The organism is Aminobacter sp. BA135 (genome assembly GCF_050859125.1).
GTDB lineage: Bacteria > Pseudomonadota > Alphaproteobacteria > Rhizobiales > Rhizobiaceae > Aminobacter > Aminobacter ciceronei.
Map to the genome: position 1 here is coordinate 3,487,341 of NZ_CP139572.1, position 26,265 is coordinate 3,513,605.

26 protein-coding genes and 1 tRNA gene are annotated in these 26,265 nt (G+C 62.7%); 7 read left to right on the forward strand and 20 right to left on the reverse strand.

Annotated features, from left to right (window positions below):
* Positions 1 to 53: 53 nt before the first annotated feature.
* Entirely contained in the window at positions 54 to 218 is a 165-nt protein-coding gene (locus tag SLT36_RS16945) for a hypothetical protein (RefSeq protein WP_157097083.1), read from the reverse strand.
* 94 nt (positions 219 to 312) lie between these two features.
* On the opposite strand from SLT36_RS16945, the gene SLT36_RS16950 reads away from it, so the two are divergent.
* Positions 313 to 1,239: a LysR substrate-binding domain-containing protein gene (locus SLT36_RS16950; RefSeq protein WP_432283626.1), complete on the forward strand. Its 927-nt coding sequence runs from the start codon at positions 313 to 315 to the stop codon at positions 1,237 to 1,239.
* Here SLT36_RS16950 and SLT36_RS16955 read toward each other — a convergent pair.
* Positions 1,236 to 1,664 carry an iron-sulfur cluster assembly scaffold protein gene (locus tag SLT36_RS16955; protein ID WP_432283627.1) on the reverse strand — a complete coding sequence of 143 codons (429 nt, stop codon included), beginning with the start codon at positions 1,662 to 1,664 and terminating at the stop codon, positions 1,236 to 1,238. The two genes, SLT36_RS16950 and SLT36_RS16955, sit on opposite strands and share 4 nt — an antisense overlap.
* A 235-nt stretch (positions 1,665 to 1,899) precedes the next feature.
* On the opposite strand from SLT36_RS16955, the gene folE reads away from it, so the two are divergent.
* The 3 genes from folE (at position 1,900) to SLT36_RS16970 (ending at position 4,084) form a co-directional block, all read left to right on the forward strand.
* A complete protein-coding gene (gene folE / locus SLT36_RS16960) occupies positions 1,900 to 2,541 on the forward strand; it encodes a GTP cyclohydrolase I FolE (protein ID WP_214385730.1) in 642 nt (213 codons plus the stop codon).
* 37 nt (positions 2,542 to 2,578) lie between these two features.
* On the forward strand, positions 2,579 to 3,034 hold the full coding sequence (gene hisI / locus SLT36_RS16965; RefSeq protein WP_432283628.1) for a phosphoribosyl-AMP cyclohydrolase: 456 nt from the start codon (positions 2,579 to 2,581) through the stop codon (positions 3,032 to 3,034).
* An 84-nt stretch (positions 3,035 to 3,118) separates the two neighbouring features.
* The gene (locus SLT36_RS16970; RefSeq protein WP_154384154.1) at positions 3,119 to 4,084 is read left to right on the forward strand and encodes a patatin family protein; all 966 of its coding nucleotides are present in this window, start codon (positions 3,119 to 3,121) and stop codon (positions 4,082 to 4,084) included.
* A 13-nt stretch (positions 4,085 to 4,097) separates the two neighbouring features.
* Here the strand turns inward: SLT36_RS16970 and recJ are convergent, their stop codons facing one another.
* From recJ to SLT36_RS16995, 5 genes are all read right to left on the reverse strand, one after another.
* Positions 4,098 to 5,888, reverse strand: coding sequence for a single-stranded-DNA-specific exonuclease RecJ (gene recJ, locus SLT36_RS16975; protein WP_432283629.1), 1,791 nt, complete (start codon positions 5,886 to 5,888; stop codon positions 4,098 to 4,100).
* A gap of 56 nt (positions 5,889 to 5,944) precedes the next feature.
* Positions 5,945 to 6,919, reverse strand: a complete 975-nt coding sequence (gene glpX / locus SLT36_RS16980) for a class II fructose-bisphosphatase (RefSeq protein WP_432283630.1) — start codon at positions 6,917 to 6,919, stop codon at positions 5,945 to 5,947.
* 192 nt (positions 6,920 to 7,111) lie between these two features.
* Positions 7,112 to 8,428: a homoserine dehydrogenase gene (locus SLT36_RS16985; RefSeq protein ID WP_432283631.1), complete on the reverse strand. Its 1,317-nt coding sequence runs from the start codon at positions 8,426 to 8,428 to the stop codon at positions 7,112 to 7,114.
* Between the two features lie 52 nt (positions 8,429 to 8,480).
* Positions 8,481 to 9,698: an LL-diaminopimelate aminotransferase gene (locus SLT36_RS16990; protein WP_067961704.1), complete on the reverse strand. Its 1,218-nt coding sequence runs from the start codon at positions 9,696 to 9,698 to the stop codon at positions 8,481 to 8,483.
* 48 nt (positions 9,699 to 9,746) lie between these two features.
* Complete coding sequence (locus SLT36_RS16995; RefSeq protein WP_246670701.1) at positions 9,747 to 10,091, reverse strand: hypothetical protein; 345 nt, start codon at positions 10,089 to 10,091, stop codon at positions 9,747 to 9,749.
* Positions 10,092 to 10,235: 144 nt separating this feature from the next.
* Here SLT36_RS16995 and SLT36_RS17000 point away from each other — a divergent pair, with 144 nt between their 5' ends.
* The 3 genes from SLT36_RS17000 to SLT36_RS17010 all read left to right on the forward strand — a co-directional run bounded on the left by SLT36_RS17000 (position 10,236) and on the right by SLT36_RS17010 (position 13,630).
* Positions 10,236 to 12,065: a PHA/PHB synthase family protein gene (locus SLT36_RS17000; RefSeq protein WP_432283632.1), complete on the forward strand. Its 1,830-nt coding sequence runs from the start codon at positions 10,236 to 10,238 to the stop codon at positions 12,063 to 12,065.
* Positions 12,066 to 12,336: 271 nt separating this feature from the next.
* On the forward strand, positions 12,337 to 13,476 hold the full coding sequence (locus SLT36_RS17005) for a YcbK family protein (protein WP_432283633.1): 1,140 nt from the start codon (positions 12,337 to 12,339) through the stop codon (positions 13,474 to 13,476).
* Between the two features lie 79 nt (positions 13,477 to 13,555).
* Positions 13,556 to 13,630, forward strand: a tRNA-Glu gene (locus tag SLT36_RS17010).
* A 16-nt stretch (positions 13,631 to 13,646) separates the two neighbouring features.
* Here the strand turns inward: SLT36_RS17010 and SLT36_RS17015 are convergent.
* The 13 genes from SLT36_RS17015 to SLT36_RS17075 form a co-directional block, all read right to left on the reverse strand.
* A complete protein-coding gene (locus SLT36_RS17015; protein WP_432283634.1) occupies positions 13,647 to 14,132 on the reverse strand; it encodes a hypothetical protein in 486 nt (161 codons plus the stop codon).
* 269 nt (positions 14,133 to 14,401) lie between these two features.
* Positions 14,402 to 14,821, reverse strand: coding sequence for a hypothetical protein (locus tag SLT36_RS17020; protein WP_432283635.1), 420 nt, complete (start codon positions 14,819 to 14,821; stop codon positions 14,402 to 14,404).
* A 56-nt stretch (positions 14,822 to 14,877) separates the two neighbouring features.
* Complete coding sequence (locus tag SLT36_RS17025; protein ID WP_432288375.1) at positions 14,878 to 15,177, reverse strand: DUF982 domain-containing protein; 300 nt, start codon at positions 15,175 to 15,177, stop codon at positions 14,878 to 14,880.
* Between the two features lie 21 nt (positions 15,178 to 15,198).
* Positions 15,199 to 16,101, reverse strand: coding sequence for an MEDS domain-containing protein (locus SLT36_RS17030; protein ID WP_432283636.1), 903 nt, complete (start codon positions 16,099 to 16,101; stop codon positions 15,199 to 15,201).
* Between the two features lie 640 nt (positions 16,102 to 16,741).
* The gene (locus SLT36_RS17035; protein WP_432283637.1) at positions 16,742 to 17,905 is read right to left on the reverse strand and encodes an ABC transporter substrate-binding protein; all 1,164 of its coding nucleotides are present in this window, start codon (positions 17,903 to 17,905) and stop codon (positions 16,742 to 16,744) included.
* Positions 17,906 to 17,975: 70 nt separating this feature from the next.
* Positions 17,976 to 18,809, reverse strand: coding sequence for an ABC transporter permease (locus tag SLT36_RS17040; RefSeq protein ID WP_432283638.1), 834 nt, complete (start codon positions 18,807 to 18,809; stop codon positions 17,976 to 17,978).
* A 2-nt stretch (positions 18,810 to 18,811) separates the two neighbouring features.
* A complete protein-coding gene (locus SLT36_RS17045; RefSeq protein ID WP_432283639.1) occupies positions 18,812 to 19,609 on the reverse strand; it encodes an ABC transporter ATP-binding protein in 798 nt (265 codons plus the stop codon).
* 81 nt (positions 19,610 to 19,690) lie between these two features.
* The gene (locus SLT36_RS17050; RefSeq protein ID WP_432283640.1) at positions 19,691 to 20,740 is read right to left on the reverse strand and encodes an alpha/beta fold hydrolase; all 1,050 of its coding nucleotides are present in this window, start codon (positions 20,738 to 20,740) and stop codon (positions 19,691 to 19,693) included.
* A gap of 10 nt (positions 20,741 to 20,750) precedes the next feature.
* Positions 20,751 to 21,260 (reverse strand): GlcG/HbpS family heme-binding protein, encoded by a 510-nt coding sequence (locus SLT36_RS17055; RefSeq protein WP_432283641.1) that lies wholly within the window; start codon positions 21,258 to 21,260, stop codon positions 20,751 to 20,753.
* 218 nt (positions 21,261 to 21,478) lie between these two features.
* Positions 21,479 to 22,375 carry a helix-turn-helix transcriptional regulator gene (locus tag SLT36_RS17060; RefSeq protein WP_432283642.1) on the reverse strand — a complete coding sequence of 299 codons (897 nt, stop codon included), beginning with the start codon at positions 22,373 to 22,375 and terminating at the stop codon, positions 21,479 to 21,481.
* A 172-nt stretch (positions 22,376 to 22,547) separates the two neighbouring features.
* Positions 22,548 to 24,167, reverse strand: coding sequence for a dihydroxyacetone kinase subunit DhaK (locus SLT36_RS17065; RefSeq protein WP_432283643.1), 1,620 nt, complete (start codon positions 24,165 to 24,167; stop codon positions 22,548 to 22,550).
* Positions 24,168 to 24,178: 11 nt separating this feature from the next.
* Positions 24,179 to 25,174 (reverse strand): ABC transporter ATP-binding protein, encoded by a 996-nt coding sequence (locus SLT36_RS17070; protein ID WP_432283644.1) that lies wholly within the window; start codon positions 25,172 to 25,174, stop codon positions 24,179 to 24,181.
* Positions 25,167 to 26,264: an ABC transporter ATP-binding protein gene (locus tag SLT36_RS17075; protein ID WP_432283645.1), complete on the reverse strand. Its 1,098-nt coding sequence runs from the start codon at positions 26,262 to 26,264 to the stop codon at positions 25,167 to 25,169. The genes SLT36_RS17070 and SLT36_RS17075 overlap by 8 nt, the downstream gene beginning before the upstream one ends.
* Position 26,265 lies beyond the last annotated feature (1 nt).

Below are 26,265 nucleotides of genomic sequence, written 5' to 3' on the forward strand. Positions count from 1 at the left end.
CGCCATGCAGACGCAATGTTCGGCATCTACCACCTCGCCGCTGCGGCGCCGTGTCACGCATTCCAGCCAAGCTTCGCCCCGCGGTGGGGGCACCGCCGTTGCGGAGCGTCGAGTTGAAGCCGGTCGGCGTCGCAGCACTTCGTTCTTTGGATGGCATGGTCGGCCTGAAAGGTCGCGATGCGGAACATCTCGGCGTAGGCGTTGAAGAGCGTTGGCATGGTTTTGCCTCCTTGTGTCGGAGGATTAGACGGCCTCTAGCCGTGCTCTTCAAACGAGTATAACGTCCAGCTTGGATAACTTGAGATTATGCGAATGAACCGCGGGCGGCTTCCGCTGACGGCATTGAGAAGTTTCGAGGCAGCCGGGCGGCACCTGAGTTTCAGCCGCGCAGCCGACGAGCTGTTTGTCACCCAGGCGGCCATCAGCCGCCAGATCCGCGAGCTGGAAAGTTTCCTGCGCCAGCCGCTGTTCGTGCGCTATCACCGTCGTGTCGAACTGACCGAGCCGGGCCAGAAACTGCTGCAGCAGCTGGTCAAGAGCTTCGACGACATCGACCGCCGGCTTTCCGAACTGGCGACACGGCCTTCCCTTTCAGTGGTCAGCGTCAGTGCCGAGCCCGCGCTCGCTGCCAGCTGGCTCCTGCCGCGGCTCAACAAGTTTCGCGAGATGCGCCCCGACATCGAGATCGCGCTCGATGTCGACCCGCGCCTGATCGATTTCCGCAGCGACCAGGCCGAGCTCGCCTTGCGCTTCAGCGCCCACAACAGCTCGTGGCCGCGCAGCGAGTCGGAACTTTTGGGGATGGTCGTCGATTCGCCAATCCTGTCGCCGGCGCTGCTGGCGTCCGGCCCGCCACTGGACTCCCCTGCGGACCTGCGCCGCTACACGCTGTTGCATGAGGAAAACCGCCAGGGCTGGGCACGCTGGTTCGAGGCGGCGGGTGCCGACGAGGCATCCGTCCCGGAGCGCGGGCCGTTGCTGGCCGACGCGGCGTTGTCGAAACAGGCGGCGATGCTCGGCCACGGTGTCGCCCTTGGCGACCTTTTGCTGGTCTACGAGGAGCTTCAGGCAGGAACGCTGGTCAAGCCGTTCGAGACCAACGTCGTCTGCGGCGGCTACTGGCTGGTGGCGAAGAACCTGGCCAAGCTATCCGAGCCGGCACAGTGCTTCGCCGAATGGATCAAGGCCGAATTCGCCGAAAGCCTGGAGATTCTCGACAACTGCCTGGCGTCAGCCTAGCTGCGCTCGATCTGACCGATGGCGTCGACCACGGCGTCGAAGGTCAGCATCGTCGAGGCGTGCCGCGCCTTATAGTCGCGCACCGGCTCGAGATATTTCAGGTCGCCGAATCTGCCCTCCGGCGGCGTGCCGCCTTCCTTGAGCATGCGCAGCATCGTTTCGCGCACGGCGCGCAATTCATCGGCGCTGGCGCCGACGACATGCTCGGCCATGATCGATGACGACGCCTGGCCGAGAGCGCAGGCTTTCACCTCATGGGCGAAGTCGGTGACGATACCGTCCTTCATCGCCAGATCGATCGTGACCGTCGACCCGCACAGCTTGGAATGTGCTGTCGCCGTCGCGTCGGGGTGATCGAGCCGGCCGAGCCGGCCGATATTGCCGGCGAAACCGAGAATTTTCGTGTTGTAAATGTCGTCGATCAACTTTTTTCACTCTGAGTGCGTGTGATGAACAACTCTTGTCGCTGACGCATCTTCCAATCGTCGTCTTCACCCATATATAATGGTGGCGCTCGCCTCCCGACAAGGAGCTGAAAAGGCATCGGGATTAGAGCAAGATAAGCAGCTTTGGGTACGGCACTCGTTCCGGTGGTCCCTAAAGTGGCTGTGTCCGTTCAACTCGTCCCTGCTCTGACAGGGACTACTGGAGACGCCTGATATGGATGCCGTAGCGAAGAAGCTGATGCCGCAATCAGCCTATATGGACAGGCCTGCAACCGACCGCCCGACCGAGGCGGAGGTCGAAGCCGCTGTGAAGGTGCTCCTGCGCTGGACCGGCGACGATCCACAGCGCGAAGGCCTGATCGACACGCCCAAGCGCGTGACCAAGGCTTTCCGTGAAATGTTCAATGGCTACGACATGTGCCCGGCCGACGAGCTTGGCCGCACATTCGAGGAAGTCGCCGGCTACGACGACCTGGTCATCGTTCGTGACATCAAGTTCCATTCGCATTGCGAGCACCATATGGTGCCGATCATCGGCAAGGCTCATGTCGGCTATCTGCCGGATGGCAAGGTCGTCGGTCTCTCCAAGATCGCCCGCGTCGTCGATATCTTCGCCCACCGCCTGCAGACGCAGGAAGCGATGACGGCGCAGATTGCCGGTGTCATCCAGGACGTGCTAAATCCGCGCGGCGTCGCCGTGATGATCGAGGCCGAGCATATGTGCATGGCCATGCGCGGCATCCGGAAGCAGGGTTCGACGACCCTGACCTCCACATTCACCGGCGTTTTCCGGGACACCCCCGAAGAACAGGTCCGGTTCGTGACCATGGTGCGAGCCGGCGGCGGCGGGATCTGATCCCGCTTCGCCGGAGCCCCGACTTAGGACCCCGGCGATGACCTTGCAATTTCCCGAAGCTTCCAACGACAAGCGCGCCCTCGAAGAGGGCGAGCTGTTCTCGCCACGTTTCGACGTCAACGGCCTGGTCACCGCCGTGGTGACCGACGCCGCCGACGGCATGCTCTTGATGGTCGCGCACATGAATGCCGAAGCGCTGGCCTTGACCATCGAGACCGGCATTGCCCACTATTGGTCGCGCTCGCGCAACGCGCTTTGGAAGAAGGGCGAAACCTCGGGCAATTTCCAGCACGTCCAGGAGATTCGCACCGACTGCGACCAGGACGCGGTGTGGCTCAAGGTAAAAGTGAGCGGCCACGACGCAACCTGTCACACCGGCCGGCGTTCTTGTTTCTATCGGACGGTGGGACGACAAGGCAATGTCGCGACGCTCAGCGCGGACGGCAGCGATCCGCTGTTCGATGTCGACGAGACCTACCGCAAGAAAACGTGAACCGGCTACCTGTTCCAGAACACAGAGATTCACGATTTTAATACGGGTCCGGAGTAGTCTGTATTTGGGAACAGGGAGTGTGCCATGCTCGAATGGGCGTCATTCTATGCGCGCCAGAACGTCCGGGAAGCCAATGGCTTTTCTTCCGGCACAAGTTCGAACGTTCCCGAAACAGCAAGACAGAACGGCATTTCACTGGCGCTCGGCGGCGGTGCTGCACGCGGCTGGGCCCATATCGGCGTGCTGCGCGCGCTTGATGAAGCCGGCATCCGCATCAACATGATCGCCGGCACTTCGATCGGTGCCCTCGTCGGTGGCTGCTATCTCGCCGGAAAGCTCGACCAGCTCGAGGAATTCGCCCGTAGCCTGACCAAGCGCCGCATCTTCGGCCTGTTCGACTTCAAGCTCGGCGGCAGCGGACTGTTCGGCGGCATGAAGCTCGATTCTCGCATGCAGCAGCACATGGGCAGCATCACCTTCGAGGATCTGCCGAAACCCTTCGTCTGCGTTGCGACCGAAATCCGCACCGGCCACGAGATCTGGCTGTCGAGCGGTTCGCTGATCAAGGCGATGCGGGCGTCGTACGCCCTGCCCGGCGTGTTCGAGCCGGTCACCTGCAACGGCCGCGTGCTGGTCGACGGGGCGCTAGTCAATCCGGTGCCGGTTTCGGTCTGCCGCGCCAACGAGCAGCCCTTGGTCGTTGCGGTCAACCTGCACTACGACCTGTTCGGCCGCGCGGCAGTAATCAAGCATAGCGCTGGCGAACTGGTGGTCGAACGTCCGGCAGCACCGGGAGAGAACTCCGCTCAAAGCGAGCGCGAGGCACGGCTCGGCATCACGGGTGTCATGGTCGAAGCGTTCAACATCATCCAGGATCGCATTTCCCGCGCGCGGCTTGCCGGCGATCCGCCAGATCTGTCGATCCAGCCCAAGCTCGGCCTAATCGGCCTGTCCGAATTCCACCGCGCCGACGAGGCCATCCGGCTCGGCTACGAGGCGACAAAGGCGCAGATGGAAGAGATCCTGAGGCTTCAGGCGGTTCTCGGATAAGCGCAGCTCTCGGTCAAGGACCGGCCAGCGACGCGTCGACGATCCTGAACTGAGCCGTCCGGCTGCCATTCCAATGATTGACCGAAATCGAACCGGCGACGTGGATCGCACGGTCGCGGTTCCGGAACAGGAAATCGCCAAGTGGCGTCTCCGCCGCCCTGAACGCCATCGCCTGGACCTTGCCGCCGCTTTCCGAACGCAGGTCGATGCGGATATGTGCGGTGCCGACCAGCCTGGCATCGGCGATGCGATGCCTTGGCAGGACGAAAACGGGCGGCACATGCCCTGCCCCGAACGGTCCTGCCTTCTCCAGCGCGTCGACGAGGTTCAGCGTCGCGCCTTCCGCGGCCAGCGCACCGTCGATCTTCAGGCTTTCCTCATCCTGCAGGCGGAACACGTCGGCTGCGGCGCGCTGCTCGAAGAAGGCGCGCAACTCGCCCAGCTTGGCGCGCTCAACGGTGATGCCGGCCGCCATGGCGTGCCCGCCACCTTTGACCAGCAGTCCGGCTTCGACCGCTTCGCGCACCAGCCGGCCAAGGTCGAAACCCGACACGGAACGGCCCGACCCTGTGCCAATGCCATTCGGGTTGAAGGCAATCGCAAAAGCCGGGCGGCGCGCGTGATCCTTGAGACGCGATGCCAGCAAGCCAACGATGCCGGGGTGCCATGTGGTGCTCGCGGTGACCAACACGGCCGGGCCCGGTCCGGCGCCGATTTCGGCATCGGCCTCGGCGCGTGCCTCGGCCAGCATCTCCGTTTCCATCGCCTGGCGCTCCTGGTTCAGGCGGTCGAGCGTTTCGGCGATGGTTCCGGCTTCGACCGGATCGTCGGTGGCAAGCAGCTTGCTGCCGAGCGCCGCGTCGCCGATGCGCCCGCCGGCATTGATGCGCGGGCCGAGCAGGAAGGACAGGTGGAAGGTGTTGAGCGGCTCGCCGATACGCGCGACGCGGGCGAGTGCCGTCAGCCCGACATTGTTCTGCTGCCGCATGGCCTGCAGCCCCTTGACGACGAAGGCCCTGTTCACGCCGGTCAACGGCACGACATCGGCGACCGTCGCAAGTGCCACAAGGTCGAGCAGCTTGAGCAGATCGGGGCGCGGCGCGTCAGGCAGTCGCGCGCGCATCACCTTTGCCGTCTGCACCAAGGCCAGGAAGGTGACGCCGGCAGCGCAGAGATGGCCTTGGCCGGAGAGATCGTCGTCGCGGTTCGGATTGACCACGGCAACCGCATTCGGCAGCGCGCCGCCGACCTGGTGATGATCGAGCACCACGACATCGGCGCCGGCCTCGTTGGCCGCGTCGATAGAGGCGGCGCTGTTGGTACCACAGTCGACGGTGACGATCAGGCTCGCGCCGCGCCCGATAAGCTCACGCATCGCATCCGGGTTCGGGCCGTAACCTTCGAAGATGCGGTCGGGAATGTAGATCTCGGACTCGATGCCGAAATGGGTGAGAAATCGCTTCACCAGCGCCGACGAACAGGCACCATCGACGTCATAGTCGCCGAAGATCGCGACCTTTTCCCTGCGCAGCACGACGTCGGCAAGGCGCGATGCCGCCTTGTCCATGTCGGTCAGCGAGGCCGGATCGGGCAACAGGTCGCGGATGGTGGGGTCGAGGAAACGCTCGGTGTCCTCGGGCAGCACGCCGCGGCCGGCAAGCACACGGGCGACGATGTCGGGCACGCCATGCCCCTGGGCGATGGCGAGCGCCAGCATGTCCTGGCGTTCGGTCAGGCGATGTTCCCAGGAAACACCGGTGGCCGAACGCCTTACGCCGAGAAAGTTACGCTTTTCAGTCGCCATTCAGTTGAGGTCCACCCGCTTCGGATCGACCATAGGCGACCGCAACAGGCGCGTAATCAGAATTTTTCCAGATCCTGGTGGCGCGCCTTGATCTCACGCACGGTTTTGGACGACGAGCGCAGCACGATCGTGTGGGTGGTGATCGAGTCACGACCGAACTTGACGCCGGCAAGCATGTTGCCGTCGGTGACACCGGTGGCAGCGAACAGCACGTCGCCACGCGCCATCTCCTCGACGCGGTAGATCTTTTTGGGGTCGGTGATGCCCATGGTGGCGGCGCGCGCAACTTTCTCAGGGGTGTCGAGCATCAGGCGACCAAGCATCTGCCCGCCGGTGCAGCGCAGCGCTGCAGCAGCCAGCACGCCCTCGGGCGCACCACCGGTGCCGAGATAGATGTCGATGCCGGTTTCCTCGGGGTCGGTGGTGTGGATGACACCGGCAACGTCGCCGTCGCCGATGAGGCGGATGGCAGCACCGGTCTCGCGCACGGCTTCGATCAGTTTGGAATGGCGCGGACGGTCGAGGATGCAGGCGGTGATTTCTTCGACCGGCACGCCCTTGGCCTTGGCGACGCTGGCGATGTTGTCGGCCGGCGAGGCGTCGATGTCGATGACGCCCTCAGGATAACCCGGGCCGACGGCGATCTTGTCCATATAGACGTCGGGCGCAAACAGCAGGCTGCCCTTTTCGGCAATGGCGATGACGGCAAGGGCGTTGGGCAGGTTCTTGGCGCAGATGGTGGTGCCTTCGAGCGGATCGAGCGCGATGTCGACATCTGGGCCGCCGGAGCCCACTTCCTCGCCGATGTAGAGCATCGGAGCTTCGTCGCGTTCGCCTTCGCCGATGACGACCGTGCCGTTGATGGCAAGGCGGTTCAGTTCCTGGCGCATGGCGTCGACCGCAACCTGGTCGGCGGCCTTCTCGTCGCCGCGTCCGCGCAGCCTGGCTGCAGCCACGGCGGCCCGCTCGGTGACGCGCACGAGTTCCATGGTGAGAATCCGGTCGAGGCCGGCTACAACGCTTTTCGCCATAATAGTGGGTCCTGAAGTCGATGAGTTCGGAGCGCCCAAACCGGGCCGGCTCTTATTGTCAAACCCGCATGACAACGGCAAGACCTGTTGCCCGCTTTATCGAAAGCGAAACAATATCAATCGATTGAAAGGGAATTGCGGCTTGACTGCCTGGCCGGGGGCACAATTGCGCCCCTCGCCCGACGCCGGCAATCAGCCGGCGCGCTCGATGCGGATGACCTGCGGCTTGTCGGTCAGGTGACCGTCCTTGGTGACACCATCGACGGCCTTGCGCACGGCAGCTTCCGTGGTCTCGTGGGTCACCAGGATGACGGTCTTCTGGGCGATGCCACCTTCGGTGCCATTGGCGTGCTGAACGATCGATTCCAGCGAAATGTCGTTGTCGGCCATGCGCTTGGCGATCGCTGCGAAGACGCCGATGCGATCATGTACAGTCAGGCGGATGAAGTAGCCGCCGGCGTGGCTGCGCATCTGCGCCTTTTTGTACGGCTTCAGTTCCTTGGCCGGACGGCCGAACACCGGGCCATGCTGGAATCCGGGACGGCTCTTGGCGATGTCGGCGATGTCGCCGACGACGGCCGAGGCGGTCGCATTGCCGCCGGCGCCGGGGCCGGACAGAAGCAGCTCGCCGAGAATGTCGGTTTCGATCGCCACCGCGTTGGTGACGCCGTGGACCTGGGCGATGACGGATGCCGTCGGCACCATTGTCGGGTGCACGCGCTGCTCGATGCCGCTTTCGGTGCGCTGGGCAACGCCGAGCAGCTTGATGCGATAGCCGAGCTCAGCCGCGGCGCGAATGTCGGCCTGGGTAATGTTGGAAATGCCTTCAAGATAGATGTCGTCGGCAGCGATCTTCGAGCCGAATGCCAGGCTGGTCAGGATGGCGAGTTTGTGGGCCGTGTCGTTGCCCTCGATGTCGAAGGTCGGGTCGGCTTCGGCGTAGCCCAGGCGCTGCGCGTCGGCGAGGCATGCCTCGAAGGTCAGGCCTTCGGCTTCCATGCGCGTCAGTATGTAGTTGCAGGTGCCGTTGAGAATGCCGAACACACGATTGACGCTGTTACCGGCCATCGCCTCGCGCATCGTCTTGATGACCGGGATACCGCCGGCAACCGCCGCTTCATAGTTGAGCAGCACACCCTTCTTCTCGGCGACCTCGGCCAGCGCCACGCCATGTTTGGCGAGCAGCGCCTTGTTGGCGGTCACGACATGGCGGCCAGCATCGAGCGCGGCACGCACACAGGCGCGCGCAGCACCTTCGTCGCCGCCGATCAATTCAATGAAGACGTCGATGTCGGCCTTCTCGGCCAACTCGATCGGATCGTCGAACCACTGGGCGCTGCTCAGGTCGACGCCGCGATCGCGGCTGCGGTCGCGGGCGGAAACGGCAGTCACGACGATTTCGCGACCGCATTGCCGGGTGAGCTCGGCGCCCTTGTCGCGCAGCACACGCGCCACCGAAGCACCGACCGTGCCGAGACCGGCAATTCCAACACGCAATGCTTCAGCCATGGTCGCGGCGCCTCTTTATTTCAATCGTTCTGGGAATGTGGCGCGGTGCCGCTCAGCGATGGGCTGCGAGCGGAACCACGTTGTTGGGGTGTTTCGCTGTGGTCTGCAGGAAGCGCTTGATGCTTCGTGCTGCCTGGCGGATGCGGTGCTCGTTTTCGACCAGCGCCAGACGCACATAGTCGTCGCCGTGCTCGCCGAAGCCGACGCCGGGAGCGACAGCCACGTCCGCATGTTCGATCAGCAGCTTGGAGAATTCGAGCGAACCAAGATGCTTGAACGGCTCCGGGATCGGTGCCCAGGCAAACATCGTCGCCGCCGGCGCCGGGATTTCCCAGCCCGCACGGGTGAACGAGTCGACCATCACGTCGCGGCGCTTGTGATAGACTTCGCGCACCTCGGCTATGTCGGCACCGTCGCCATTGAGCGCGGCAGTTGCCGCCACCTGGATCGGTGTAAACGCGCCATAGTCGAGGTAAGACTTCACGCGGGTCAGTGCGGCGATCAGACGCTCGTTGCCGACGGCAAAGCCCATGCGCCAGCCCGGCATCGAAAACGTCTTCGACATCGAGGTGAACTCGACGGTAACATCGATCGCGCCCGGCACCTGCAGCACCGAGGGCGGCGGATTGCCATCGAAATAAATCTCCGAATAGGCAAGATCCGACAGGATGATGATGTCGTGCTTCTTCGCAAACGCCACGACGTCCTTGTAGAAGTCGAGCGAGGCGACGAAGGCCGTCGGGTTCGACGGATAATTGAGGATCAGCGCCAGCGGCTTGGGGATCGAGTGGCGGACGCCGCGCTCGAGCGCCGGAATGAAGCCATCATCCGGCTTGGCCTGGAGTGAGCGGATGACGCCGCCCGACATGATGAAACCGAAAGCGTGGATCGGGTAGGTCGGATCGGGGCACAGCACCACGTCGCCAGGCGCGGTGATCGCCTGCGCCATGTTGGCGAAGCCTTCCTTCGAGCCCAGCGTCGCAACGACCTGGGTATCGGGATTGAGCTTCACGCCAAAGCGGCGGGCATAATAATTGGCCTGGGCGCGGCGCAGGCCGGGAATGCCGCGCGACGACGAATAGCGGTGGGTGCGCGGGTCGCGCACCACTTCGCACAGCTTGTCGACGATGGCGGTCGGCGTCGGCAGGTCCGGATTGCCCATGCCAAGATCGATGATGTCGGCGCCCCGCGAACGGGCGCTGGCCTTCAGCCGGTTGACCTGCTCGAAGACATAGGGCGGAAGGCGGCGGACCTTGTGAAATTCTTCCATGTCAGTTCCAGGTAAACGGGGGCTCGGCGATGCGTGCGCGATATACACTCAATTGCAGGCGGGGTCGATAGTCTCGCACTTGCCTTCGATGGCCTTCAGCGTGTCGTCGCCGTGCTTTCTGGCAAGCGTGGTCATCGCCGCCGAATTGCCACCGCCAGCGCCGGCCTTGGCGCCCTGGCGCTGTCTGGCAGCCTGGAGTTCGGCCAGCTTGGCGGCCTTCTGGTCCTCGGTGAACTGGGCGGCGGCCACCTCAGGCGCAATGTTGAGATTGGGGTAGGTGCCGGTATCCTGCGCGCCACGTCCGGTTGCCGGTGCAGCGCTGCTGTCGGCGCTGGTCGTGCTGGTGCAGCCGGCAGCGGCAATGGCCAATGCCAGCACGCCCGCGGACAACATCACGCGGGAGCAGAAAAAAACATTCCGACCAACACTATATGTCATAAAGTTTCCCCGACAGGCGCGGTAGAGCGCGTTGGACCCGGTAAGACGTCACATGATACTATGTCAACAATGGGCGCTTTGGGAGGACCTGCAAGAACCATGGCGAAGGTAGACGATTCGGACAAGCAGAGTAGCGATACCCCCTCCTCCGTCGAGCAATACCTCGTCAAAGACCCGGAACGTTTTGCACTCAACATGGCCCGCATGATCGAGCAGGCCGGCAAGGCAGCTTCGGCCTGGGCCGAACCGCGCGAGAAGGGCGAGGTGCGCGACACCGTCGCCGAGCCGATGGTCGACATGGTCAAGACCTTCTCCAAGCTCAGCGAATACTGGCTGTCCGACCCGCAACGCGCGCTGGAAGCGCAGACCCGATTGTTCTCCGGATATCTCGACGTGTGGAGCAAGTCGATCCAGCGTATCGGCGGCGACGAGGTCGACGACGCCGTCAAGCCAGAACGCGGCGACAAGCGCTTTCTCGATCCCGAATGGGGCCGCAACGCCTTCTTCGACTTCCTCAAACAGGCCTATCTGGTGACCGCGCGCTGGGCCGGCGATCTCGTCGATCATGCCGACGGCCTCGACGAGCACACCCGCCATAAGGCCGGCTTCTACGTCAAGCAGGTCGCCAACGCGATCTCGCCGTCCAATTTCATCCTGACCAATCCGGAGCTGTTTCGCGAAACTGTCGCCAGCAATGGCGAGAACCTCGTGCGCGGCATGAAGATGTTTGCCGAGGACATTTCGGCCGGCAAGGGCGATCTCAAGCTCCGGCAGGCCGACTATAGCGGTTTTGAAATCGGCAAGAACATCGCCACCACGCCGGGCAAGGTCGTCGGCCGCAGCGACGTCGCGGAAATCATCCAGTACACGCCAACCACCGACAAGGTGCTGAAGCGGCCCCTGCTGATCTGCCCGCCATGGATCAACAAGTTCTACATCCTCGACCTCAACCCGCAGAAGTCCTTCATCCGGTGGGCCGTCGAACAAGGCCACACGGTCTTCGTCATCTCCTGGATCAATCCAGACCAGCGCCACGGCCTGAAGGATTGGGAAGCCTATATCCGCGAAGGCCTGCAATATGGGCTCGACATCGTCGAGCAGGCGACGGGAGAAACCAAGGTCAACGCCATCGGCTACTGCGTCGGCGGCACGTTGCTGGCGGCAGCCCTGGCGCTGCTGGCACAGGAAGGTGACCACCGGATCCAGTCGGTCACCTTCTTCACCACGCAGGTCGATTTCACCTATGCCGGTGACCTCAAGGTGTTCGTCGACGAGGATCAGATCAAGGCTCTCGAAGGAGCGATGAAGGACAAGGGCTATCTCGACGGCACCAAGATGGCCACGGCCTTCAACATGCTGCGCTCGGGCGACCTGATCTGGCCCTATGTCATCAACAACTACATGCGGGGCAAGGAGCCGACGCCGTTCGATCTGCTCTACTGGAATGCCGATTCGACGCGCATGGCGGCAGCCAACCACTCCTTCTACCTGCGCAACTGCTATCTCGAGAACAACCTCTCGCAAGGCCGGATGGAACTCGCCGGTCGAACCATCTCGCTCGCCGACGTCACCATACCGGTCTACAATCTGGCAGCTCGCGAGGACCACATCGCCCCTGCCCGCTCGGTCTTCCTCGGCTGCCAGTATTTCGGTGGCGACGTCGACTATGTCGTCGGCGGCTCTGGACATATCGCCGGCGTGGTCAATCCGCCCGCCGCCGGCAAGTACCAGTTTTGGTCGGGAGGCAAGCCGGTCGGCGATTTCGACGAATGGCTCAAGGGTGCTGCCGAGACGCCTGGCTCGTGGTGGCCGCACTGGCAGCGCTGGATCGAGGCCAAGGACGACACCCGGGTTGCGGCGCGCAAGCCTGGCATAAGCGGACGGGTGCTAGAGGATGCCCCCGGCAGCTATGTGAAGGTGCGCGTGTAACCAGCTGTCACAGGCAGTGAATTGACGCCCTTTACCAAGAGGGCGAAAACATGGCGCCTATCATGATCTCGCCTTAATTGGCGCCTAGCCCGCTCACTGGGGGATCATTGCCACAAGTTTGCGTGCCGCTTCCTCTGCGGAAGCGTGGTTGCGTAGATGTTCGATTTCAATCGCCAAGCGTAATCGTTGGCCTGCAGTGCATGAGAGGGGATCCGGTTTGACGTCAGGACGACTGCGATTCGCAGACCGGCGCTGCGGCGTTGCGCTGACCGTGCTCGTTTCGCTCATGAGCGTGTCCTGCTCCTCGACGGGTGAGCCGAATTTCGATCTGACAAACCCTGCCGCCAGCGCAGCCACGACCACCGAAACAACCACGGCCCAATCCGCGACCGCCGCCGGCGCCCCTACAGTCGCCCAAGCGACGATGAGCCCGGCAGGCGACACCGCCCTTCCCGACCAGGTCGGTTATGTTCCACTGGTCAAGCCAGGGGCCGAGAACGCGGCCGAAGTCGCAATTGCCAGTGAAGAACAGCAGCAGCCCACAACAGCTGCCGCGGCGGAGCAGCCCAAGGCGGAAGCCACCCAGACCGCGGATGCGCAGACGGCCAAGCCGCCGGTGCAGCAGGATACCGGCTTCATCCTGACCAACGGTCCGGCAGCCGAGCCCGAGGCGCCCAAGAAGAAGGGGCTGTTCGCCTCGCTGTTCGGCTCTTCATCTGCCAAGGCAGCACCTGCGCCCGCCGGACAGAAGGCAAAGCCGCTGATCGCGATGGGCGACGAATCGTCTGAAACCAAGCCGAAGGCACCCGAGGAAAAGGCCAAGCCGATCATCACGCTGGCCTCGGCAAAAACTGAAGCCAAGCCGGTGGAGCTTGCGTCGCTGGGCGGCTCGTCGGGCGGCGATTCGAACTGGGCGCTGCCGGGCGTGCGCACCACCGACCTGTTCGAAATCAAGCGTAAGTCCGGCCTCAACGACGACAGCGACGTCGACCTGCACGAGGACGAGGATCCGGAACTGTACCAGACTGCATCGGCTGCCGGCATGGCGCGCCTCGCGCCTAACGGGTTGCTCAAGCAGCATGAAAGCGTCGATGTCGCCTGCCTGAAGCCGTCGCTTGTGCGCATCCTCAAGGCGGCCGAGCAGCACTACGGCAAGAAGATGATCGTGACATCGGGCTATCGTAACCCGGAACGCAACCGACGCGCCCGCGGCGCCAAGAATTCGCAGCACATGTATTGCGCCGCAGCCGACATCCAGATTCCCGGCGTCGGCAAGTGGGAACTGGCGACGTATCTGCGCGCCATGCCTGGCCGCGGCGGTGTAGGCACCTATTGCCACACCAATTCCGTCCACATCGACGTCGGCCCGGAGCGCGACTGGAACTGGCGTTGCGGCCGTCGCCGTGGATAAGTCGAAAAAATTTCGCGACGCAGCAAAAAGACGGGTTGCCTGTCGCGAACAAGCCAACTATACACCGCCTCACCTGAGCGCGCCCATCGTCTAGCGGTTAGGACACCGCCCTTTCACGGCGGTAACAGGGGTTCGATTCCCCTTGGGCGTACCAGGTTTTCTCAATATTTTCAGAGTATTCGGAAGATGCAGCGGCTGCAGTTGTTGCGCTTGGTGTCGCTCTCGGCATTGCCCGACTGCACATGTCTGTATTCAAGGCAGGTCCAACTGACCGCCTGTCTCTGCGCGCCGCTACCGAACGAGAAGCAGAGCCACGAACGGCTATGGCCTCGCCCTCGCCTCATCATGGCTGAGGCGCAAAGCCGTCGTGGCTGGATCGACGTGCCCTTCGATCTGCCAGGCGGCGCGGCCGGCCTTGGCGCGGGTCGGGTTGTGGTGAAGTTCGCGCCCTTGCGGGCCGCCGAGGCCGCGGCGGCGAGGCTAGGTCGAAAGCCACGAGAACGGGGGGAAAGGGCATCGACCATCGCCTGATCGCCGATCTTTGCGCCACCGATCTCCTGCATCCGTGCGAGCTCTGCTCGCAGCGCCTCCCGCATCGGCAGGCCGGTCGAGCCGCTGTCTCCGGCGGCGGCGAAGACGAACAAGGCGAGCAGCACGCCTGACGGCCGAAGGCTTAAGTTAACACGGACCTTTTTGGATCGTGACCAAGCCACCAATGATAGGCAGGCACGTTGACAGCACCTTCTTGTGGCGCCGCCTAAGGAGCAATTTTTTGCTCAGAACCCCGGCTGGTCCCGACTACATCGCGATAATAGACAAGCTAGGCTCACACACAGGCTGGCCGCCATCCGTCGGAGACTTGGGCGGGAGCTCAACATAAGTCGACCAGGAACTTCGAATGCTCACCGAATGCGGCTGATGGTGACTAATACAGCTTGTCAAAAAGTTGCAAGACGTCGAACGGCAAGTCTTCTTGCTGCGTCTGATCTCCATTGTCCCCCGACAATGAGCCAAGAACGGAGATGAACTCTCCCTCAGCTATGATGCGGTCGACCTCGCTTCGAGTCTTTTCGCGAAAGAATTCACAGTGGATGGTATCGATAGACCTTCCAACGATGTGGCAGCCAGAGGTCCCCTCATCATTATTGAATCTCAGGTAGAAGAAATCGGGGATGGTCCTCATGCCGCCGACACGAACGGACGCCCCCCCTTCAGAGAGTCGTATGAGTCGAAACTTCGCTCCGTGTATTTCGCGCACGCCACGCGCCGGGAAAAGCAACTCTACCTCGCAATTGACTTCTCTCCACACCCAACTTTGGCATTTATTCACATCTTTTGAATGCATGTAAGCCATTCCAACAATTTACAAGGCAATCACGAGCGAACGAGTAGAATTTTTCACTACATCTTGCTGACGATCAGAATGCCAACTTCTCTTGCAGCCTCCTCGAATGCAGACCTGGCATCGGACGTCTCTTTGGTGCCTTGCAGGACAGCCAGACAAGCCTCGGTCGCGGTGACGAAATTAGGTCCAGTTGCTCGTGGCCACCGGAAGAGCAGGCACTCGGCTGCTTCTTGAGTGGAGGCTACAGAGCGTATCTCGTCTACGGCGCCAAGCTGAACCAAGACCGGAGTATCGAACGGTTCATCCTCCAATTCACAACCTCGCCTTCTGTGGAGCCCGCAGGCTCCAGTTCCCATTATGATCAAAGTTGGAATGCGCTATTCCCCGAGGACAATCCGGACGAGGTCAATTGTACTCCTCGCACCTACCTTCTTGAGCAGATTGGCTCGATGGAACTCAACGGTGCGAGGAACGATACCTAGCTGGCGAGCAATTTCCTTGCTGGAGCAACCCCTCACGAGTTCGCCCAAGACGTTTCGCTCCCTCGATGTGAGCGTGTCGTGCCCCGGAAAGGACTTGGAGCAGATATCGCCATTGACCTCCGCTACTTCCTGTTTTGTTTGCCTGGTGTACTTACGTCCAGGAGTCTCCAGGAACTCCCAGTCGCCACACCTCCTGGCGATGGTAAACTGATGGGCGCGGGCTACATCAAGCAGGTCGACGATCCGACTTTCCGAAAGGGAATACGTGCAGAGAACAACCATCTTCTGGCCAGCGAGCGATCGGTCCAGTTCGCGCTCGTACTCCGTGAATTCCTGAAAATGGTTGGTGCCTATCCAGAATGCGTTTCCACTCACACGCATCCCCTCGTAGCCCTTGGCCAATGCAAGCCGCAGCTTGTTGTGCCACCCCCCGGTAATCCGCTGCAAATCGAACTCGCCGCCGCGCAGATACCAGTCCGTGCCTGCAATAAACTCGATTTGTCCCGCATCGAGGCGCTCATCAAGGTCGGGGACTGACCGGCGCAGCGCATTCCTTGCGTCCGCCTCCGTGATCGGATCAGAGATCGCCCAAACGCAGAACTCGTTGCCTTCCAAACCTGCCTTTAGATACAGGAAATTGGCGTCCAGAAGGTCCTGCTTTGTCTCGTAAAAAACACATATGTGCGTGCCCCAAGCGATTTCGCTTATGGAGCTGATGCCGGAATTGCGTGGCGCTTGGGCCGGACCAACAGTGTCTTTCAGATCGTCTTGAACCCTGCGCGCAGCAGAAGATTTCATATGGCTCACCAGTGGGTCCGGCCGAGATTGGGGACCCCCACGTAAACGACCATTTCCAGACGCGTAAACCTGACAATATCAACAGTACAATGTTCGCCGACCGCTTATCGTTCGTACACCTAGGCCATGAATGGCGGTTGCACATAAAGGCCATTTCAACTAATTGTTGTGCGTAAGATGCGGGTTCATAGCACTCACTAGGAACCGCTCGAACTGTTATAACGCACGTCGGCGATGACGGTTCCCCGCTGGCTCCTCGGCCATTACTGACGAGCCTCCCCCAAAACTGCGATTGACAGCCGTATGGCTCGCGTATGCCGACAGGAAGCCCGATGGCCGCCGCGATCTCCAGGATTTTGCAAAGGCGTATCCGGCCCCATGGGCGCAGCAAGATAATCCGGGCAACCGCAAGGCCATTGCAGGGAGCGAATGGCCACAGGCCCGCGATTGTAATCGGGACGCGGATAGCCGCATCCCGATGGTGCAGAGGCGGCGGCGCTGCTGCTCGAGGATCTGGCGCGCTGACGGCGCCGAGCGCATCAACGCCGGGGTCGATGTGGACTTCGAATCGCTTGGCGTTGTGTAGGCGGCGCGGCCGGCCCTGGCACGGGTCAGCACCGCCCCGGGCGCTCAATCGAGATCAGTTGATGACGTTGCCGTAGAAGCCGGCCTCGACCTTGGCCATGTCGATCGCGGCCAGATCCTCAGGCAGGGCATATTTGTCGGCATCGGCATGCACCGCCGCGACGTCGAATTTGTTCGCATCGGCGATGAAGGCGTTGGTCACGAACCGCTCCGTGTCGATGTCGATCGACGACTGGCCGATCTTCTTCAGGATCTTGAAGAAGCTGTCCCAGCCCTGGATGTCGTGCTCGCCCCAACCTTTCCGCTTCGCCATGTCGCCCTTGAAGGTGCGATGGATCTGCATGAGGCTCTCCGTGCCATAGCGCGGGCCGTAGTTCGCTTTCGTCGTCGGCAGCGCCTTGAAGACGATGTCGGCCGCGGCCCGCGGATTGCGGTCGGCAAATGCGCTGCCCATGGCCCAGCCCTTGAGATATTGGGCAAGGAAGCGGCGACGATCCTGGTCCTCGATGTCGGTACGCCGTACAACCAGCGAATTGGACGGCAGCGGCGAGCCGCGCATGCCGAGCCAGTAGTCGAAGTCGAGCCCCTTGGCCGAGAGGTCGGCGCGCAGCCCTTCCCAGGCCAGGCAGGCATCCCCCTGCCCGCCCGCGAGTGCCGTGGTCCAGGTCGGCCAGCCGGCCTCAACATATTTGATCGACTTCGGGTCAACGCCGGCAGCTGCAAACATCGGATCGCAGATCGACTGCCAGGCGGCCGAGCCGAGCAGCACCGTCTTGCCCTCGAGCCCGGACAGATCCTGTACGCCCTCTCCCTTGCGGAAGGCAAAATTGAAGAGGTCGAGATTGCCGCTGCCGAAAACCGAAACCAGATCCATCCCGCTGTTGACGGCATAAGACAGCACGCCCGGCGACGGGAAGCCGATGTCGGCCTGTTCCACAGCGAGGAATTTCACGACCGCCGTGCCATCCGACGGGCCCGGCTGCATCGCGGTCTCGACACCCAGATCGCCGAAATAGCCCATCTCCTTCGCCACCCAATAGGGGTAGTCGTCCATTACCTCGATGGTTCCGCGCGGCGAGATCCAGTTGAATGGCGAGGCGTAGGGCTTGGCGAATGCGATGCCCGGCTTGAACAGGCTGCCTCCGAGTACCGTGCTCGTCACCAGGCCGCCCGCTCCCATCTGGAGCAGCCTGCGGCGTGAAATGTTGGTCGTTGTCATTGCATGTCCTCGATACAGAAGACCGCTGTCAGGTGGCGCTGGCGGGCGCGGTCATTCCCCGCCCGGCCAATCAGCTCTCCCAGCCGGCGAGTTTCTTGCCGAGCCAGAAGAAGAAGGCGTAGATCGCGATGCCCGTGACCGCGAGGATCAGGATGCAGGCGAAGAATTCGGGCATGCGCAGCGTCGACGAATAGGTCGTCAGTCGGCTGCCTATGCCGAACCCGCCTCCCGACATCTCGGCACCCACTGCGGTGATCATTCCGAAGATTGCGCCGATCATCAGTCCGACGATGACCATCGGCATCGCCATGGGGATGCGGATCTTGGTGAATATCTGCAAGGTGCTGGCGCCATATGACCGCGCAAGCGCGATCTTGCCGGCATCGACGCGCCTGAAGCCGGTCGCCGAGTTGACCATCACCATCGGGCCGGAGGCCAGGGCGACGGCAATGACACGCGGCGTGTAGCCGAAGCCGAAATTCAGGATCAGCAACGGTACCAGCGCCAGCATCGGCGTGGTCACCAGAAGCAGGATGTAAGGGGTGATCACCTTCTCGACGAAAGGGAATTGGGTGATGACGGCTGCAAGCACCAGCCCGATCGAGGCGCCGATGGCGTAACCGGCAAACAGCTCGAACAGCGTGTAGCCATAATGCTGCGAGATTGTCGTAATCTCCGGCGAGGCGAAGACGGCGCCAATGGTCGACGGTGCCGGCAGGATGAACTGGGGGACAGCGAAGAAGCGCAGCAGGAATTCACCGCCGCCGATGACGAGGACAGCAACGGCAAGGATCGCAACGATCTCACGCGCACCCTGGCCGCCCATGCCGCTGACGATTCCCGTGGCACTGGCAAGGCCAGAGCCTCCGGTCGGCAAGTCTGAATTGTGGGTCATGTCGGTCATGGTTACCTCGCGGAGGTCGTGCGCCTTGCCGGCGACACCTGATGCTTGATGTCGGATTTGATGTCGTTGACGAGGTCGAAGAACTCACGGGTTTCCATGAGTTCCAGCGGACGCGGCCGTTCGAACGGCACGTCGACGACCCTGGAGATGCGGCCCGGACGGGCGCTCATCACGTAGACCTTGTCGGAGAGAAAGACGGCCTCGGCGATGGAATGGGTGATCAGGATCACGGTCTTGCGCGCCTCGATCCAGATCTCCTCGACAAGCTTGTTCATCTCGTCGCGCGTGAATGCATCGAGCGCGCCGAAGGGCTCGTCCATCAGGAGAACGTCAGGGTTGCTGGCGAGTGCGCGCACGATCGAGGCACGCTGTTGCATGCCGCCGGAGAGCTCGCGCGGCATCTTCTCGCCGAAGCCGCCGAGGCCAACACGATCAAGCAAGGTCTCGACCCTGTTCTTGTCCGGCCTGATCCGGCGCAATTCGAACGGCAAACAGATGTTCTGCTCGATGGTGCGCCAGGGCAGCAGGTTTGCTTCCTGGAACATCATTCCGATGCTCGGATGCGGCTGCCTGATCTCGTCCGCACCCAGGTGGATCCGGCCGCCGCTCAGCTGGTGGAGGCCAGCAATGGACCAAAGCAAGGTGGTCTTGCCGCAGCCGGATGGTCCGACGACGGAGATGAACTCGCCAGCCTCGACGATCATGTCCACGTCCTGCAGCGCGTGGACCACGCCTGATTGCGCTGCATATGTCTTGGTTGCGCCGCTTATGCGCAACGCCTCGTGGGTATGGTCTCCCATCCCATCCTCCCTGTCCGGGACATGCTTCTCCCGTCCCAGTGCCACCGGCGCCGACCAAGAGTTGCGTCCCTGTTGTTGGTCTCAGTTCTTCAGAAGAGCCCTCAAATGCTCATCCACCTGGCTGATGTAGCCGGGTTCAAATCCGTTGAGGCCCATATGGCCTTCCGGGGTGTGGATGAGCTTCAGTTCCGCACCCTCGATCAGGGCACAGTCCGCTTCGCATTCATGTGGCGGGAAAAACATGTCGTGACTGATCGGCATGACATAGGTTTTGGCGGTGATCCGTTTCAGTGCCGTCGGGAGGTCTCCGCCCGTGTGGCGGGAAACATCGGCCCGCTGCCACTTCCACATTTCGCAGAGCAGCACGTTGGGATCCATGGGCTCGAAGTAGGCTTTCATCACCCCGTTGATGAAGTCGTCCGGCGACGACATGCCGAGCACGTTCCGCCAGCGTTCCTCCTGGTAGAACTGCGGCGACCACCCCAGGGTTGCCACGATCCTCGCCAGGCGGTCCATACCGTCGCGCACGTCATGGCCGCTCTTGTACCAGCCGCCATTCCAGCCGGGATCGGACATCAGCGCGTCGGCGCAAACATCGACGAAGATGGCCTGGTGATGCGAGATGCGGGCAGTTGCCGCGATCGGTGCTGCGCGCACGACCATGTCGGGATAGCGCACAGCCCATTCATAGACCTGCTGCCCGCCCATCGACCCGCCGACGACCAGTGCCAGCCGTTCGATGCCGAAATGCTCTGTCACGAACCTGTGTTGGGCCCTGACATCGTCCCCAATGCGCAGCTTCGGAAACTTGGCCATGGATTGCGGTGCCGGCGAGTTCTGCGGCGACGACGACACCCCGCTGCCGATCTGGTCGACGACAATGATGAAGTACTCGTCGGGGTTCAGCGCGTGATCGCGGCCGACATAGACATCCGCCATCACCTTGCCCGTCCCGGAGAACCAGGTTGTCACCAGGATGGCGTTGGACTTCTCGGCGTTGAGGCGACCGAAGGTGCGATAGGCGAGCTTTGCGCCACGCAGCGTTTCACCATCTTCAAGGACCAGGTTTCCGAGATCGTAGAGCTTGAACTCGCCCTGCGTTTCACGACCGTAATACGGATTGTCGATCATCGTGAGGCCCTCAGTCGAGGCTTTTCGCGACAGCGTCGAGGCCCACCTGCGCGCAGCTCTCGTCCTGATCTTCACTGGCGCCGCTGACACCGATCCCGCCAATGACGTCACCAGAGGCTGACTTGACGGGCAGACCACCGGCAAAGGCGACAAGGCCCGGGACAAAAGCCGCACCCGGCAATCCCGCGCCCACGCCGTCGCGCTTCAGGCCAAAGGACAGGTCAGCCATGGCCCGGGTCGGAGCAGCATAGAGCGCGGATGTGGTTGCCTTGTTCTCCGCGATGTCGGTGCAGGCCTTGCAGGCCCCGTCCTGTCGCGCGGCGGCAATGAGCCGTCCGCCATCGTCGACCACGACGACATTGACCTTGGCGTGTCCTGCGGCTGCCTGTGCCGCGAAGCAGGCTGCGATCATCCGTCCAGCCGCCTCATAACCAAGTACGGGCTTGGCCAGCCCCTCGGCCGCACTGAGCGTCGGCAGCCATGCCACCAGCGCCGTTGCCACAAGCAATCGTTTGCTCATCTCGTCTCCTCCCTCGGCCAAGCCATCTGTCTGGGGGCTTCAGCGTCGAAGGAGCTTACGAAGAATGCTTGGTGGCCATCTATCGCGAACATTCGCGATGCCGACCAGGCTCGACGAAACTTCAGTTCATCGGCATATCATATTGATAATGCTTACTTTACGATGTCCGGTGGCAGAATCGCGAGAACGGACGACCGCACGTGCGGCAGTACTACCGGCTAGGACAAGTCAGACCGGGCAAGCAGGCTGACCAAAGCCGCTGTACTGGAGGCACCGGTCTTCTGCCGGATGCTCCTGAGCTGATGATCGATCGTGGAAAATGAGCGGTCGCGAACCCGCGCGATCTCCTTGTAGCTCATCCCCTTCGCAACCAGCCGTGCAATCTCCAGTTCGGACGCCGTCAGTGTCGCAAGTGAGGCAGTGTCCGAAACGCCCGCATATGCGGCCAGGGATCCCTGTGGTTTTCCAACCTCACCACGAGAGCCTTGGTCGGCAATCTGCTTGGATACGGCGATGATCGGGCTCAGGACATCCGTCACGGTCTGCTCGAAGCAATCGTAGAGACCGGATTCCCAGGGCACCAGGTGTTCGGTCCAGTCGGCACAGATCAGGCCGTAGCCGCCGCGTTCGGTGCGAAGCGCCCAGGCGAGTTTCGATTTCGTCCGCGCCCCGGACATCCTTTGCCGCAGCCGCATGGTGACGCGGCGGTCCTGCCTGATGTCGGCAAAGATCAGCGGACGAGGGTCCAGCCACATCGCCTGCATGGCGACGTCGCGGTTGTCGACAGCCTTGCCGCATCCGAACGAGGGAACGTCAAAGCTCGCGTCCTTTGCTTCCGCAAAGCCCGGGAAATAGTCCTTCGCCTCACGCATCCCGAAACCGGTATCGACCCGCTGGCATCCGAGCTCGGCCCGCAGCCAATTGGTGGCGACCGACCAGCACCCCGGCAAATCGTCGAGACGAAGCAGCATATGCGCGGCCAGGTCGCGCGCATGGCGATAGCGAATGGTGCTGCGATCGAGGAGGCGGTTTCGCAGCTGTCGCTGCGCGGCAAGGATGCCCCCGCGGAAGTCTTCCGCAAAGGCTGGATACGTGTCCTGGTTTCGCCCGTCCACCAACCCTTCCCTTCTGACGCGCTGTGTCTGGCCAAAAGTTCGGCTGAAGGACAGGGCGACACAACGTTCATTCAGACTCTATGCCGCCCCATCAATGAGTCAAATCCTGGATGGCCTGACCGGCAAGCGCAGACACCTCTCCGCGCCAACCCATCAAACCAGCCAACGCTCTTTAGCTTGCCAGATGTTCAAACAGCCGTGCCACAGCCTCCGCGCCGGGATCGATGTGGCCCTCGAGCTGCCTGGCGTTGATGTAGGCGGCGCGACCGGCTTTGGCGCGGGTGAGTGTGGCAGTGTAGTTGGCACCCTTGCGGGCGGCCGTGGCAGCGGCGGACAGGCTGTCGCCGAGGGCGTCGAGGGCGGGTGCCAGGGCGTCGACCATTGTGCGATCGCCGATCTTCGCGCCGCCGATCTCCTGCATGCGCGCCAGCCCTGCCCGCAGCGCCTCACGCATCGGCAGGCCGCTCGAGGCGCCGTCGCCGGCGGCGGCGAAGAAGATGGCGAGCAGCACGCCCGAGGAGCCGCCCATCGTCTGGCTCAATTCCTGGCCGATGGCACGGAGCAGTTGGGTGTGATCCGATAGCGGCAGGCGGTCGATGGCGTTGATCAGGGCACGGGCGGCGCCCGCCAGCGTCGAGCCGGTGTCGCCATCGCCCGACTTGGCGTCGAGCGCATTGAGATCCTGCTCGGCCGCGATCAGCACGTTGCAGCAGTTTATCACGAAGGCGCGCGTCGCCGCATGGTTCGACGGCATCGGCGTGATCGGCGTCAGGCCGTCGGGCATGGGAGCAACCGTGATCGGTCGCACCCGCGAGACGCCCGGCCAGGCGGGGATCGCGACAGGCGTCTTGAGAAGCTCCAGCTCGGCTGTGTCGGCCGGAAAGACCGAGATGGAAAAGCCCTGCATGTCGAGCGAGGTCATCAGCGGCGAAGGCCCGATGGAATGGGTGATCCTCTCGCCTATGGAGGACTGGAGAAGGTCATGAGCAAGCACCGACATTTCGAGCACCGAAGTGCCGCCGAGATTGTTGACGAGCGCGACATGCGGCCCCTCGCCCATCACGGCCGCCAGCCGCTCGACCATGGTCGCGACGGAGGCGCGCGCGCCGGCAAAGTCGATCTGCTCGACGCCGGCTTCGCCGTGGATGCCGAGGCCGAGCTCGGCTTTCCCTGCGGCGATCCGGTCTTCCTTGGGCGAGCCCGGTACGCTGCAGGTGTCGAGCGACATGCCTATGGAACGGGTGCCAGCAATGACGTGCTTCGCCGCCGCCGTCACCGTTTCCAGGTCGCCGCCGCGTTCGGCGAGCGCACCTGCAATCTTGTGCACGAACAAGGTTCCGGCGACGCCACGCGATTGCGGCAAATCGGGCAATGCGATGTCGTCTCCGACGATCACCATCGAGACATTGAGCCCGAAGGCACGCGCCCGCTCGGCGGCGAGACCAAAATTCAGCCGATCGCCGGTGTAGTTCTTGACCACCAGCAGGCAGCCGGCCGGCCCTGTTACCGCCAGGATGCCGGCGAGCACCGCGTCGACGCTGGGCGAGGCAAAGACGTCGCCGCAGACCGCTGCCGTCAGCATGCCCTTGCCGACGAAGCCGACATGGGCCGGCTCGTGACCGGAACCGCCGCCTGAGACGATCGCCACCTTGGACCTGTCCCAATCGCTGCGCAGCACGACGCGGATATGCGGGTAGCCGTCGAGGCGGGTCAGCGCGCCGCCCGACAGCGCCAGCACCCCATCGATGGCCTCGGTGACGACGTCTTCGCGCCTGTTGATGAATTGCGCCATGGAATCTGCTCCTAAGCTAAACGCATGCCGGCCGCATCGAAGTAAAGCGGTCGCGATGGTTGGATACGGATGGTTTCGCCGCCCCTGAGCGGCGTATGGGCGTCGGTGACGGTGACGAGGTCGTGTCGCTTCAGGGTGAGGTGCAGGCGCGTCTGGTCGCCGAGATGCTCGACGCGCTTGACCAGTGCCTCCTGCCCCTCACCCTGCATGATGTGCTCGGGGCGCAGGCCTATGCTTTTGGCGCCCGAAGGCGCACCGGCAAAGAGATCGGCGGGCAGGACGTTGATGCGCGGCTGGCCGAGCCGGGTCGCGGCATAGACGCTGACCGGCTGCTCGTAAACCTGGCGCGGCGAGCCGAACTGCACCAGCCTGCCCTCGTTCAGCACGCCGACATGGGTCGCCATCGTCATCGCCTCGATCTGGTCGTGGGTGACGTAGAGCAGCGTCGCCCCCAGCTTGGCCTGGATACGCTTGAGCTCGATACGCAGGTCGGCACGCAGCTTGGCGTCGAGCGAACTCAGCGGCTCATCCATCAGGAAAATCTGCGGGTTTCGCACCAGCGCCCGGCCAATAGAGACACGCTGCATTTCACCGCCCGACAGCGCGGTTGCCTTGTTGTCGAGCTTGTGGGCGATCTGCAAGACCTCGGCGACCTCCTTTACTGTACGGTCGATAAGGTCCTGCGGTGTCCTGAGCAGCGGCGACTTCAGAGGGAACTCGAGGTTTTGGCGCACCGTCAGGTGCGGATAGAGCGAGTACTGCTGGAACACCATCGCCACGTTGCGTTCGGCCGGCGACAGCCCCTTCATCGGCCGCCCGCCGATATGGACCTCGCCGCTGTCCGGCACGTCAAGGCCCGAAACCATGCGCAAGGTCGTCGTCTTGCCGGCACCCGTCGGACCAAGCAGCACGACGAACGAACCGTCCGGGATCGTCAGCGACACATTGTCGAGCGCGACGGTGCCGCCAAAGCTCTTGGTGACATTTTCAAGAACGACTTCAGCCATGTCCCAGCACTCCGTCATTTGCGTCCGACCGCAGGGCCTTGCCGGTTTCGGCGTCGAACACCGACAGTGTCCTCGGGTCGAACTCGAGACCGACCAACTCGTCCTCGCGAAGCAACTGGTCCGATGGAATACGTGCCTTGAGGTCGCCGTGGCTCGATCGCAGCGTCACGATCTGGGTGGTGCCGAGATATTCGATCGCTGTGACCCGCCCCCTGTATGCCGACTCGGTGACGAACCTGACGTGCTCGGGCCGAACGCCGAGCGTCAGCTTGCCGGCCCGCCCCTCCCGCGCGGCCGGCACCTCGATCTTCGCCTCGCCGAGATCGACCGACTTGCCGCCAATGCCGATCATGCCTTCGAAATCGAGGAAGTTCATGGATGGCGAGCCGATGAACTGGGCGACGAACTTGGTCGCCGGCCAGTCGTAGATCTGCTGCGGCTTGCCGAACTGCTCGACGACGCCGTGGTTCATGACGACGATCTTGTCGCCCATCTGCATGGCCTCCAGCTGGTCATGCGTGACATAGACCGTCGTTGCGCCCATGCGGTCGTGCAGCGCGCGCAGTTCCTCAGCCATGTGCTCGCGAAATTCGGCATCGAGCGCGCCGAGCGGCTCATCCATGAAAAAGGCTTTTGGCTGCCTCACGATAGCCCGGCCAAGCGCCACTCGCTGACGGTCGCCGCCCGACAGCCCGCCGACCGGCCGATCGAGGATGTTCTCGATCTTGAGGATGCGGGCGACCTCCTGAACACGCGTCTTCACTTCCTCGCGCTTCATGCCCTGGCTGACCAGCGGATAGGAGATGTTCTTGCGCACGTTCATGTGCGGGTAGAGCGCGAACATCTGGAAGACGAACGCGATGTCGCGCTTGCTGGCCGGCTTCATGCCGACCTCTTCGCCATCGATGAAGATCTCGCCCGAGGTCGGCAGCTCGAGGCCCGCCATCATCCTGAGCGTCGTCGTCTTGCCGCAGCCGGAGGGGCCGAGCAGCATGAAGAACTCGCCGTCCTCGATGGTGAAGGTCGATGAGCGCACGGCGGTGAAGGCGCCGAACTCCTTGCGCACATTCTGGATTCTGATCTGTGCCACG